General features: G+C 42.3%; 11 protein-coding genes. 7 read left to right on the top strand and 4 right to left on the bottom strand.

The genetic code is table 11. The annotated features are described in order from the left end of the window. Positions 1-31 precede the first annotated feature (31 nt). The 4 genes from ACHUFZ_RS14010 to ACHUFZ_RS13995 all read left to right on the top strand — a co-directional run bounded on the left by ACHUFZ_RS14010 (position 32) and on the right by ACHUFZ_RS13995 (position 3,565). Positions 32-859, top strand: coding sequence for an SDR family oxidoreductase (locus ACHUFZ_RS14010; protein WP_394127635.1), 828 nt, complete (start codon positions 32-34; stop codon positions 857-859). Positions 860-1,181: 322 nt separating this feature from the next. Further along, complete coding sequence (locus ACHUFZ_RS14005; protein ID WP_394127634.1) at positions 1,182-2,036, top strand: co-chaperone YbbN; 855 nt, start codon at positions 1,182-1,184, stop codon at positions 2,034-2,036. 141 nt (positions 2,037-2,177) lie between these two features. Continuing rightward, the gene (locus tag ACHUFZ_RS14000) at positions 2,178-3,101 is read left to right on the top strand and encodes an SPFH domain-containing protein (RefSeq protein WP_394127633.1); all 924 of its coding nucleotides are present in this window, start codon (positions 2,178-2,180) and stop codon (positions 3,099-3,101) included. Between the two features lie 8 nt (positions 3,102-3,109). Then, positions 3,110-3,565: an NfeD family protein gene (locus tag ACHUFZ_RS13995; protein ID WP_394127632.1), complete on the top strand. Its 456-nt coding sequence runs from the start codon at positions 3,110-3,112 to the stop codon at positions 3,563-3,565. Positions 3,566-4,124: 559 nt separating this feature from the next. On the opposite strand, the gene ACHUFZ_RS13990 is transcribed toward ACHUFZ_RS13995, so the two are convergent. From ACHUFZ_RS13990 to zipA, 4 genes are all read right to left on the bottom strand, one after another. Further along, positions 4,125-4,925, bottom strand: coding sequence for a hypothetical protein (locus ACHUFZ_RS13990; protein ID WP_394127631.1), 801 nt, complete (start codon positions 4,923-4,925; stop codon positions 4,125-4,127). A 130-nt stretch (positions 4,926-5,055) separates the two neighbouring features. Beyond that, positions 5,056-6,123 carry a porin gene (locus ACHUFZ_RS13985; RefSeq protein ID WP_394127630.1) on the bottom strand — a complete coding sequence of 356 codons (1,068 nt, stop codon included), beginning with the start codon at positions 6,121-6,123 and terminating at the stop codon, positions 5,056-5,058. A gap of 497 nt (positions 6,124-6,620) precedes the next feature. Further along, a complete protein-coding gene (gene ligA, locus ACHUFZ_RS13980; protein ID WP_394127629.1) occupies positions 6,621-8,630 on the bottom strand; it encodes an NAD-dependent DNA ligase LigA in 2,010 nt (669 codons plus the stop codon). Positions 8,631-8,780: 150 nt separating this feature from the next. Continuing rightward, a complete protein-coding gene (zipA, locus tag ACHUFZ_RS13975) occupies positions 8,781-9,674 on the bottom strand; it encodes a cell division protein ZipA (protein WP_394127628.1) in 894 nt (297 codons plus the stop codon). A 203-nt stretch (positions 9,675-9,877) separates the two neighbouring features. Between zipA and cysZ the strand changes: the two genes are divergently transcribed. The 3 genes from cysZ to ACHUFZ_RS13960 all read left to right on the top strand — a co-directional run bounded on the left by cysZ (position 9,878) and on the right by ACHUFZ_RS13960 (position 12,354). Then, positions 9,878-10,624: a sulfate transporter CysZ gene (cysZ, locus tag ACHUFZ_RS13970; RefSeq protein ID WP_394127627.1), complete on the top strand. Its 747-nt coding sequence runs from the start codon at positions 9,878-9,880 to the stop codon at positions 10,622-10,624. A 203-nt stretch (positions 10,625-10,827) separates the two neighbouring features. Next, positions 10,828-11,796 (top strand): cysteine synthase A, encoded by a 969-nt coding sequence (gene cysK / locus ACHUFZ_RS13965; protein WP_394127626.1) that lies wholly within the window; start codon positions 10,828-10,830, stop codon positions 11,794-11,796. Between the two features lie 300 nt (positions 11,797-12,096). Continuing rightward, positions 12,097-12,354, top strand: a complete 258-nt coding sequence (locus tag ACHUFZ_RS13960) for an HPr family phosphocarrier protein (protein WP_004415108.1) — start codon at positions 12,097-12,099, stop codon at positions 12,352-12,354. Positions 12,355-12,404 lie beyond the last annotated feature (50 nt).

The raw sequence follows: 12,404 nt of genomic DNA, 5'->3' as shown, positions 1-12,404 counted from the left end.
TCCGTCTTATGGATAACTTTTCTCGCTCAAAATGAACAAATCTATTCTCATTACCGGATGTTCAACAGGTATCGGTTACGCCTGTGCCCACGCGTTACATAAGCGAGGCTACCAAGTCATCGCTTCTTGCCGACAACAACAAGATGTGCAGAGACTGCAATCTGAGGGTTTAACCTGTATACAGCTAGATCTAGCGAACCCAGACAGCATTGAGCAAGGGGTAACTGAGACGCTACGCCTTACCAATGGAAAGCTAGATGCGCTGTTTAACAACGGAGCATATGGCCAGCCAGGTGCACTCGAAGATCTCCCTACAGACGGGCTTAGAGAGCAGTTTGAAACCAATTTTTTTGGTTGGCATCAATTGGTATGTTCACTACTACCAACAATGCGAAAGCAAGGCCATGGGCGCATTGTGCAAAATAGCTCAGTATTGGGATTTGCAGCGATGAAATATCGTGGAGCTTATAATGCTTCAAAGTTTGCTATTGAGGGATGGACAGATACATTGCGATTAGAGCTAATGGACACAAATATCCATATAAGCCTAATTGAGCCAGGCCCTATTGAAACACAATTTCGCGCCAATGCTTTACTCGCCTTCCAACGCTGGATTTCCGTTGAGGGGAGCGCACATGAAGCTCAATACCATCAACAAATGGCGCGCCTAGACAAAGATAAATCCAACAATGCATTTGTGTTACCCGCTGAGTCCTGCATCGCACCATTGATTGATGCGTTGGAGTCCCCTAAACCAAAGATACGCTATAGAATCACAACGCCAACCAAGGTATTTGCTGTTTTAAAGCGACTCTTACCAACTAGGCTACTAGATAAGATATTGAGACAAGCCGCGTAAAACAAAATGTATGTTTGTAATTATTCCGTAACAATAAGACGTTAAATTAACCATTAGGGCATACCCTAACCAATAGATTTAAGCGCTACATTCGGAATAATAATATGTCATTAAACCAGTTAAACTGGCTGAGTGTCGGTGTTGCGCTAACGTTGTTTATCGTTTTATAGACACCTTCGCTTGCCCTTTCGGGAAACAAAAATACCGCCTTATTTGGCGGTATTTTTGTTTATCATCATGACATTGTTCAATAACTTATCTTGAAGTCTTATCTCTCTGCCCATATCTTTGCTGTATAGACCACGTTGCAAGGAAAACTCAGATGCAATCACCTTTTATTGTCGAGCTAAATGAACAGAACTTCCGTCAAGTCCTGGAAGGCTCAATGCAAACGCCTGTGCTCATCCATTTTTGGGCCCCAATGAGCCAAGAAGGTGCGCAAATCATTCCAGATCTACAAATGCTCGCTCAGCAATACAATGGCGCGTTTACTCTCGCTTTACTCAACTGTGAACAAGAGCAGGCGATTGCAAGTCAGTTTGGTGTTCAAGCCTTGCCAACAATTGCCCTATTTCTCAACGGCCAAGCGGTCGATGGCATGGGTGGACCACAAACGATTGAAGCGATAAAAGAGATGCTAACCAAGCATTTACCTAGCCAAGATGAGCTTACCTTAAAGCAAGTTAGTGAATTAATTCAGGCTGGTCAGCACGCCCAAGCTTTACCCCTTCTCGAAGGATTAGAAGACGCTTTAAAACAGAAAGGCGACATTAAACTTGCCCTTGCAGATTGCTACCTTGAAACGCAAAGTTTTGATCAAGCAAAAGCCTTGCTAGAGCACATCCCACTAGAATACCAAGACAATTACTATAAAGGTCTAGTCGCTAAGTTAGAGTTACATGCACAAGCGGCTAACAGCCCAGAAATCCAATTTCTTGAAGCTTCACTAGAGCAAGAGCCCGATAGCATCGAACTCATCAACAAGCTTGCTTTGAGCTATCACCAAGTCAATCGTGACGAAGAAGCATTAGAGTTACTTTGGAACCTTCTTAAGTCTGATCTTAATGCGCTTGATGGCGAGCTAAAGAAATCATTTATGGATATCCTCGCGGCATTAGGACAAGGCAACCCAGTAGCAGGTAAATACCGTCGTCAACTTTACTCTGTTCTTTATTAGACTCTTCTAAATCAATTACTTAAAGCCGGTTTATCCGGCTTTTATTCTGCCTGAAATATGCCAGAGTTCTCATTTATACCATTGTTTCAATTGAGCAATTAAGCAACAATTAGTCAACTATTCTCATAAGGAACTTCAGATATGGCTATTGATTCATTGATTACAATTGGTGTTTTCCTCGTCGTAGCGGTTGCGCTGATCTTTGCCGCCGTCAAAACCGTCCCTCAAGGTAATAATTGGACCGTCGAAAGATTTGGTCGCTACACTCATACATTAAAACCGGGTCTCAACATTATCATTCCATTTATTGATAGTATTGGTCATAAAATCAACATGATGGAACGAGTCTTAGACATTCCAGCCCAAGAGGTAATTTCAAAAGACAACGCAAATGTCACCATTGATGCCGTTTGTTTTGTTCAAGTCATCGATGCCGCTCAAGCAGCCTATGAAGTCAACGACCTTGAGCACGCGATTCGTAATTTAACCCTGACAAACATTCGTACTGTACTCGGCTCAATGGAATTAGATGAGATGCTTAGCCAGCGCGACATGATCAACACTAAGCTGCTGTCTATTGTCGATGAAGCAACCAACCCATGGGGTGTGAAAGTTACTCGTATTGAGATTAAAGATGTTCAACCACCAGCAGATTTAACCGCTGCGATGAACGCGCAGATGAAAGCAGAGCGTAATAAACGAGCGGAAGTACTTGAGGCTGAAGGTGTTCGACAAGCAGAGATCCTACGCGCGGAAGGCCACAAACAATCAGAGATTTTAAAGGCAGAAGGTGATAAGCAAGCCGCTATACTTCAAGCAGAAGCTCGTGAGCGTGCGGCAGAAGCCGAAGCACGTGCGACTACCATGGTTTCTGAGGCTATTGCGAAAGGCGACATGCAAGCTGTGAACTACTTTATTGCGCAGGGCTATACCGATGCTATTAAATCAATCGGCCAGGCTGAGAATGGTAAAATTATCATGCTACCGCTGGAAGCTACCGGCTTAATGGGATCAGTCGCGGGCATCGCCGAAATGTTTAAGCACTCGAATGATAAGAGTGAGTAGAGGTCAATTTGATTGAATTATTAGACAGTATTAATCACTGGCACTGGTTAGCTTTCGGCCTTGCTTTGCTAGCACTAGAGTTGCTTGGCACTGCTGGCTACTTTCTATGGCTAGGTTTATCCGCACTTATCGTTGGGGCGCTACTCACGTTTATCCCTATGAGTTGGCAGCTTCAATGGGTATCATTTGGCGCATTTTCACTTGCCACAACTTGGTTGTGGTGGCGTAAGCAGTTTAAAAAAGATAAGCAAGGTGACGCTAGCCGAGAGCTCAACCAAAAGAGTAAGCAGCTAATTGGCCAAACTATCCGCCTTGAAGAAGACTTTCCAGTTGGTAAAGGACGAATTAAAGTGGGCGATACTACTTGGAGTGCACAGTCAGATAGCTTTATTACCGCAGGTGAATTGGCACAAATAACCCAAGTAAAAGGAATTATTTTAACTATAGAACCGCACAAAAGTTAGAGTTCACACTTTAAATTCCACCACATGACTATTATCAGTCAGTTAAAATACTTAACTGGCTGATAATACTATTAATTTAAGATTTAATTCGCAAAATTAAGTAACTGCATACTCAGAGAAAACTTACCGAGTTAAACGTTTTAATCATAAGCCCATTATTAAAACACCCTTCAAAATCAGAAGTATATAAGAGCGCCTGATATAAATCTCGTCACTTATTTATAATGGAAAATTTTGATTTCTTGTAATTATTTGTGATCTTTATCGGTCACTTATCATACTAAACGTATCTCTTATAGAGATGAACTTTTACTTTGATGAGGACATAATTATGAGATTTCTAGCAATTCTGATTTTAGCTCTAGTATCAAGCGCAACATTTGCAAGCCAACCGGGCCACTCTGCCACGGGTCCAAATGTAACCTGTGAACTTGAGTCTGGAGACATAAAATATATTCCAGTTGTTATTTGCAAACACAGCGGTGGTAAAATTGTACACTGAAATTAACATTCAAAAAGTAAAAAGCCTCTACTTTGGTAGAGGTTTCTTACTATACGGTTATTGTTCTAGTAACCATTTAATAATTTGTTTTCTCTCCGATTCACTAGACTTACTAAACCAATATTCAAGCATTTGTGCACTTTGTTCAGCACTGCCAAATTCAGATACCTGCCCTTTACGATTTTCGAATGCCCAGTCTGCAAACTCAGACTTAACTTCACTACTTGCTTCTTGATACCAATATTCTGTCATTTGGACTGATTTGGAGGCTTCTTCTACTGGGGCCTTTGCAACCACAACAGGTGCAGCAACTACCGCAGGTTGAGATACAGTGTACCTTTCAGCTTCTTCAACGACTGCATTAAAATAACCTGCAGGGATTTCAAATTCTGTCACCATCCCTTTACCCGATGATGAAAGTGTGAAGTCTAGACCTTTATCTGCAGCCTGCTCAATTTCATCAATATCTATGGGAAAACTAACATACTGTGTCGTAGTACAATGCTCATTGCAGTTTTGGAAGTTTTCCTTCTCTGCTTTAAGTGGATAAGTCGAACCACCATAACTCACTGAGGTATATTCATCATGGGTTTGAAAATAGCTTACTTCAAAATATACATTTGACTCTGGTACTTTTGCATCAGCTTTAGGGAAGTTTGCTGTTAAAATTAGCCCTGACCTCATAATATCAGCGCCATTAATAGTCTTAAATGAAGGCGAGTAATCCTTTGCAATAACTTCCACAAAATTCTTTCGATCTTTTACAGTATCAATTGCATCAATAAAATCACTGTTTGCATCTAATGATGAGCAAGCTCCAAGAGCAAAGCTCACTAATACAACACCCATTTTTTGCATATACATCTACCTCACTACATGACGGGTTGGCAACTTTTTTTAGTTACTAAATTATTATAAAAAACGCTGACATAAAGCCAGCGTTTTATACTCATCACTATCACAAATATGAACGATTTGTTAAGTAATCTTAGAAGCCGTACTCAAGACCGAAGCGAGTTACGATATCAGTATCAAGTGAACCTAACGTACGGCCAGCTACACGAACGTATGGTACGAAGCCATCAATTACACCCATAACTTGAAGCGAAACTGTATTGGAGTCTGTGTCTTCAACTTTCATACCATTTAACTTAGCATCTTCGTTAGCAGCATAGCCTAACTTAATACCTAGAGGGCCATTCCAGTATTGACCAACAATAGAGTAAGAAGCTTGATCAACATTCGCACCAATAATTCCTTCAAAATTATCAAGCTCTTCAACTTTATAAGCTGCTGCTAGACCAAAGCCACCTGGTAGACTTGCCTCTGCGCCGAATAAATAAGTTAAGTTATCTTGGTTTTCAACTTTACGGAAATCGCTACCGGTTTCAACACCAGCCATTAAAGTCACTTTGTCAAAGCTGTATTTAGCGTTCGCACTTACAAATGTCGAATCCTTGGTTGTCTCTAAACCACCACCATTGGCACCATCATCACGACCAACAGAAGCAGCAAACGAGAAGCCGCCCATCTTCGCAGAGTCGTAACGAATCTGGTTAGATTGACGGTCGTAATGAGCGTTAATGCCGCCCCAGTCAAATACAGAGCCTAGACCTGGGTTAGAGAATGGCCAGTCAATCAATTCGTAAGTTGGAGTCAGAACACGACCTACACGTAGGTTACCCCAGTCACCTGAAGCTCCAATGTATGTATCGCGGAAACCTAGCACACCACCAGAAACGCCACCATGGCCCCAATCAGTGTTATCTACGTATCCTGATTCGATTTGCATCGTGATTTTAAAGTTTTCAAACATATCTTTATGAGCACGGAAACCGATTCGTGATTCGTTTTCTACAACATAGCCTTGGTCAATGCCCGTTGAGCTATCTGCTAGATCGTTATCTGTTGTGTTGTAGTTTACAAGCGAGATTGCTGCAACACCGTAAACTTCAACTGTGAAATCTGAGTTGATACCTACTTGTTTTGCCATTACGCCTGATGACGCTAGTGCGATAGTTGCACCCAGAAGAGTACGTTTAAACATTTTGTCCATGGAATAAACTCCTAAAAATGGATATAGCTGTCTTATTATTTTTTCTCACCTTAAGTTGGCCGCCGAAGGGAGAAAGCATTTCCTATGTTGAAAACCAAAACTCATCATGAACTTCAATTTTCTTTTTCCTGCATACACGCGGTGTATCCATGCTTCTCAGACTAACTTCGCATCGAAAAACATCAACCAGAACTTAATTTCCATATAAAAAAATATGACCCGCTACAAACTTTTATAATTCCAGTGATCCAGATCTCCATTTTACGCCACCAAATAGCCATAAAACATAAAAACCACATAAAAACAGAAGGTTACAAAACAAAAAAGATAAACCAACTTGAAGTGACTCGCATTTTTTATTTGATAAATTACGTTTTACTCATGAATAAGAGATCAATCACAGAAGCATATCCCATGATATGAAGGTCAAAAATCAGACATTATTCCAGATATAAAAAAAGCCACCTCAGTGGTGGCTTTTTCATCAAAACAGAAGGTTACATAAGGGAAATTAAGTCTTCTTCACTTCGTATTTCGATGCCTAGTTCTTGCGCTTTTGCCAGTTTAGAGCCAGCATTTTCACCGGCAAAAAGAATGTCAGTCTTCTTAGACACACTCCCCGTCACTTTCGCACCTAAATTTTGCAACGCAGCTTTAGCATCACTACGTGTCAATTGCGACAAAGAACCAGTAAGAACAACTGTCTTACCTGCTAATGGCTGTGGAGTGCTGTCATCTTTCTCTTCGATATCTGGCCAGTGAACGCCTTGCAGCACAAGATCATCAATCACGGTAAGGTTCTTTTCTTGAGCAAAGAACGCGGTGATATGATTCGCGACAATCTCGCCTATATCTTGAACTTCAACCAAGGCTTCATGAGTTGCCATTTTAACTGCATCCAAGGTTTTAAAGTGTTGAGCAAGGTTTGCAGCTGTCGCTTCCCCGACTTCACGGATACCCAATGAATATAGGAAACGAGGCAACGTAGTTTCTTTTGACTTGTTTAGCGCATCAACTACATTTTGTGCAGATTTTGGCCCCATGCGGTCTAGTACAGTAATAATACCTGCAGAGAGCTTAAACAGATCGGCTGGCGTTTCGACCATTTCACGATCAACAAGCTGCTCAATCACCTTCTCACCCAAGCCATCCACATCAAGTGCCTTACGAGAAACAAAGTGCTTAAGAGCTTCTTTGCGCTGTGCTTGACAGACAAGACCACCAGAACAACGTGCTACCGCTTCACCTTCAACACGTTCAACTTGAGATTTACATACAGGGCAATTCTCAGGGAATACGATCTCACGAGCGGTATCTGGGCGACGCTCATTAACAACCGACACAATCTGAGGAATCACATCGCCCGCGCGGCGGATAACAACCGTATCGCCAACCATAACACCAAGACGCTCTATTTCATCGGCATTGTGCAACGTTGCGTTACTCACAGTCACACCACCAACGAATACTGGCTCTAGTTTCGCTACCGGTGTAATTGCACCAGTGCGTCCCACTTGAAACTCGACATCATTAAGTAAGGTAATCTCTTCTTGCGCAGGGAACTTATAAGCAATAGCCCAACGAGGCGCTCTAGCGACAAAGCCAAGCTGTTCTTGGAGTGCAATATCGTCAACTTTAATCACCACACCATCGATTTCATACGCTAGTGACTCACGGCGTTCGAGGATATCTTGATAGTACGCTTTGACTTCATCAAGGCTAGAAACACGTTTCGTCTCTGGGCACATTGGTAGCCCCCAGCCTTTGAGCTGTAGGAAGCGCTCATAATGGCTAGAGGAAAGTTCCGCCCCCTCAACGACACCAACGCTGTAAGCATAAAAACTCAATGGACGTGTTGCGGTAATTCGAGAATCTAACTGGCGTAAGCTACCAGCGGCTGCATTACGAGGGTTAACAAAAACCTTGTCCCCTTTTTTCAGCGCTAGCTCATTAAGTTTGTCAAAACCCGCTTTAGGCATAAACACTTCACCACGCACTTCAATACGCGCTGGCCAACCTTCACCTTGTAGCTTCAGTGGGATCGCTTTAATCGTACGAACATTCTCGGTAATGTTTTCACCTGTTGCGCCATCACCTCGCGTTGCCGCCTGAACTAGCACACCGTTTTCATATAAAAGACTTACCGCTAAACCATCAAGTTTGGGTTCACAGCAAAATACGTCAAATGTCGCCCCCGCAATGCGATCTCTCATGCGTTTGTGGAAGCTTTCTAACTCACCATCATCAAACGCATTATCAAGCGATAGCATTGGGATCTCATGCTTTACTGAGCCAAAACCATCTAAAGGTGTACCACCAACACGTTGACTTGGTGAATCTATACTCATTAGCTCTGGGTGCTGAGATTCAAGCGCCATAAGCTCGCGCATTAAGCGGTCATACTCGGCATCTGGAATTTCCGGACTGTCTTCAACGTAGTATTTCACTCCGTGGTAGTGGAGCGTTTCACGTAGCTGATTAAGCTTTTCTTGAATCTCTATCGACATGGCTAACTCTATTATTTCTTTAATGCGAGGTGATTAGTTAAATCATCTGAGTTTGAAAATGGGAGTATGAACATCCCCATCACTGTTCGCAACTCTATCGTGATCGAAAAAAGGCTCCTAAAAGGAGCCTTCTAAATTAGTTAAGTTGGCTTAAGCTTGTTGAGCCGCTTTAAACTGCTGAATTTGCGCTCGATAACTGTCCAATCGATTTGGCGTCATTAGATTTCTTGCGTCATCAAGAACATTAGCACCCAAATCATCTGCTATCTGCTGAGCAGTCCTGAGCATTAACTTGAAGTTCTGCTCTGCGTCACCAAAACATGGCATGGTCATAAAGAATGAGATGCCTTTGGTGGTAAATTCAGCGGGATCATCATGCTTCAATGTACCAGGCTGCATCATATTCGCGACACTAAATAACACTTTACCAGTTCCTGAAAGATCTGCGTGACGGTGGAAAATATCCATTTCACCATAGATCAAACCATTTTGCTGCATGCTATCAAAGAGCTTAGTGCCAACAAATGATTCATCTCCCGCGCAATGAACGTTTAGAACAATCACTTCCAATGGAACTTCTTGCTCAACTTCTGGTTCTGGCTCCGCAACTGGCTCTTCAATCACAGGCTCAGCAACTACAGGCGCAATTTCTTCCACCTCATCAAGCGACTTAGTTGAGAATGATGGGACCTCAAGTTCAATTTCTTGCTCTTTTTCAGCAACAGTCGCTTTTTCTGAGTACGCTTGTGTTTCTGGAGCTTCAGGAGCTGGGTAACTATCGATCAACGGATCGGCAGCCATTTCCTCTTGCTCAACAAAGCCAGGCTCTTTACGCTCTTTCTTGATGATTTCAAAATCATCTTCTGGAGCAAACGCTCGTTCAGGTACTACGTCCGTGCCATCATTGTCGACATCCAACTTGCCAAGCGGTTTATTGCCAAACTTGGCCTTCCCTTCTTTTTTACTTGTCCATAATCCGTGGAACAATAAAGCGGCAATCGCCAATGCTCCGACAATTATGAGTACAAATCGCAGTTCCTGCATTTTTAGCTCTCATTTGCTCGATATCAGCTAATTAACATAACTCATATCAAATCTGTTTTAACCTTACTATGAGTTACTCTACCAAAACTCTCCCCTGTTTTAGAACAACTTAATGTTAGAAGTTCCTTTAATGTTGTGATTTTGAACACGCTTTTTTCTTGTTAAGATAGAAAGCGTTCGTTTTTACACCACTAGTAATGATTATGAAAACACATTTGCAACAACGTTCCGGCTTTGGATATTTCTTTCATGGCATTGAACTCGCACTCACTCCTGGCATTCGTCAATTTGTTCTAATGCCACTGCTTGCCAATATCATTCTTGTTGGCGGAGCGCTGTTTTATCTTTTCTCAAACCTCAATATTTGGATTGAGCAGTTAATGGGTCAGTTACCTGACTTTCTCTCTTGGCTCAGTTACTTACTATGGCCTTTATTAGTTCTAACTATCTTGGCAACCTTCTCTTACTTCTTTAGTACATTGGCGAACTTTATCGCTGCGCCATTTAACGGGTTACTCGCAGAGAAAGTGGAAGAGCACTTAACCCAAAAGAAAGTGAATGAAGATGGAATGCTGGCGGTGATTAAAGATACGCCACGTATTTTAGCTCGCGAATGGCGCAAACTTGTCTACGTTCTGCCGAAAGCTATAGGTTTATTCTTGTTGCTGTTAATCCCCGCTTTAGGTCAAACCGTCGGCCCTATCCTGTGGTTTGTTTTTACTGCTTGGATTTTGGCGATTCAGTACTGTGACTACCCATTTGATAATCACAAAGTCACCTTTAATGACATGCGTTACAGTTTGAAACAAAAACAAGGCAAGGCGTATGGGTTTGGAATGCTCGTTTCTGTGTTCACAACCATTCCAGTGCTCAACTTGATTGTTATGCCTGTTGCCGTTTGTGGCGCAACGTCAATGTGGGTAAACGAGTTTAAGAGTCAACATAATTAACTTATCCCCCTAAAGCGAAGCGCATATAATTATGTGCGCTTCGTCTGAATTCATATCATATAACTTTTTAATCCTTTTCTCGGCCTGATTCCTACCATAACCTTCTAAGCAGACAGACATAATCGTCATATATAGAACATAAGCTTACTTATCCCCTATAGTGTTGATTTAAGTAAGCACTTAATCAGATGAAGGATTACACCATGAGCAAAATCTACGAAGACAACTCTCAAACTATTGGTAACACTCCTCTAGTACGCCTTAACAAAGTCAGCAACGGTAAAGTTCTGGCAAAAATAGAAGCACGTAACCCAAGCTTCAGTGTTAAGTGTCGTATCGGCGCAAACATGATTTGGGAAGCGGAAAAGGCAGGCACTCTTAAGCCAGGCGTAGAACTTGTAGAGCCAACAAGTGGTAACACTGGTGTTGCACTTGCGTTCGTTGCAGCAGCTCGTGGTTACAAACTAACGCTAACAATGCCTGAATCGATGAGCCTTGAGCGTCGTAAGCTACTTAAAGCCCTTGGTGCTAACCTTGAGCTAACAGAAGCGGCAAAAGGTATGAAAGGCGCAATTGCTAAAGCGGAAGAAATCGTTGCTAGCAACCCTGAAAAATTCCTACTACTACAACAGTTCAACAACCCTGCTAACCCACAAATCCATGAAAAGACGACTGGTCCTGAGATTTGGGAAGCAACTGAAGGCGAAATCGATGTATTCGTCGCAGGTGTTGGTACCGGTGGTACTATCACAGGTACAAGCCGTTACATTAAAGGCGAGAAAGGCAAGAACATTGTTTCAGTTGCCGTAGAGCCAGCTGAGTCTCCAGTAATTGCTCAAGCACTAGCAGGTGAAGAAATTCAACCAGCTCCGCACAAAATCCAAGGTATTGGCGCAGGTTTCATCCCTGGCAACCTAGATTTAGAAGTTGTAGACCGCGTAGAAGCCGTTTCTTCTGATGAAGCGATTGAGATGGCTCGTCGCCTAATGGAAGAAGAAGGTATTCTAGCGGGCATCTCATCAGGCGCTGCAGTTGTAGCTGCAAACCGCTTGGCGGAACTACCTGAATTTGCAGGAAAAACTATTGTAACTGTCCTTCCTAGCTCAGGTGAACGTTACCTAAGTACAGCCCTATTTGCTGGCATCTTTACTGAGAAAGAGAACCAACAGTAATACGGTGTCAAATCAATTTTTCGCCTAAAAAAGCCCCATTCAGGGGCTTTTTTGTTGATCCCTGCCTCACCTTTGGTAATATCAGGGCTGTTTTATTTCTAGCTTCAAAATAAAGAGCTAAATAAGAATTTCTATCAATGGCGAAAGAAAGCATAGACTAGAATCGCGATTGAATAATTTACAACCAGTATCAGTTCTGACACGAAATGAACGTTCTGCATCTAGCAGAATATAATATTTGGAGTTAAGCTAGTTCTGGTTAAGAAACTATCAAAAAATAAATCAATTGGGGTATATAACATGTACGAGAAGCAAGTAGAAATCACTGCAGAAAACGGTCTTCACACTCGTCCAGCTGCACAGTTCGTTAAAGAAGCTAAAGCATTCGACGCGGACATCACTGTGACTTCTAACGGTAAAAGCGCTAGCGCTAAGAGCCTTTTCAAGCTACAAACTCTTGGCCTAGTTAAAGGTACAGTAGTTTCTATCTCAGCTGAGGGCCCTCAAGCTCAACAAGCTGTAGACCACCTAGTTGCTCTAATGGACCAACTACACTAATTCGGTCTCCTATTATCAAAGCCATTTTGTGAAAGCAAAATGGCTTTGTT

It is taken from the genome of Vibrio hepatarius, assembly GCF_043642085.1.
In the GTDB taxonomy this organism is placed as follows: domain Bacteria; phylum Pseudomonadota; class Gammaproteobacteria; order Enterobacterales; family Vibrionaceae; genus Vibrio; species Vibrio hepatarius_C.
The sequence above is the reverse complement of the archived record's forward strand: the minus strand, read 5'-3'. Positions and strand labels throughout refer to the sequence as shown.

Coding starts and splice junctions, on each gene's coding strand:
- ACHUFZ_RS14010 (WP_394127635.1), top strand. CDS start 32: ATGAACAAATCTATTCTCATTACCGGATGTTCAACAGGTATCGGTTAC.
- ACHUFZ_RS14005 (WP_394127634.1), top strand. CDS start 1,182: ATGCAATCACCTTTTATTGTCGAGCTAAATGAACAGAACTTCCGTCAA.
- ACHUFZ_RS14000 (WP_394127633.1), top strand. CDS start 2,178: ATGGCTATTGATTCATTGATTACAATTGGTGTTTTCCTCGTCGTAGCG.
- ACHUFZ_RS13990 (WP_394127631.1), bottom strand. CDS start 4,925: ATGCAAAAAATGGGTGTTGTATTAGTGAGCTTTGCTCTTGGAGCTTGC.
- ACHUFZ_RS13985 (WP_394127630.1), bottom strand. CDS start 6,123: ATGGACAAAATGTTTAAACGTACTCTTCTGGGTGCAACTATCGCACTA.
- ligA (WP_394127629.1), bottom strand. CDS start 8,630: ATGTCGATAGAGATTCAAGAAAAGCTTAATCAGCTACGTGAAACGCTC.
- zipA (WP_394127628.1), bottom strand. CDS start 9,674: ATGCAGGAACTGCGATTTGTACTCATAATTGTCGGAGCATTGGCGATT.
- cysZ (WP_394127627.1), top strand. CDS start 9,878: ATGAAAACACATTTGCAACAACGTTCCGGCTTTGGATATTTCTTTCAT.
- cysK (WP_394127626.1), top strand. CDS start 10,828: ATGAGCAAAATCTACGAAGACAACTCTCAAACTATTGGTAACACTCCT.
- ACHUFZ_RS13960 (WP_004415108.1), top strand. CDS start 12,097: ATGTACGAGAAGCAAGTAGAAATCACTGCAGAAAACGGTCTTCACACT.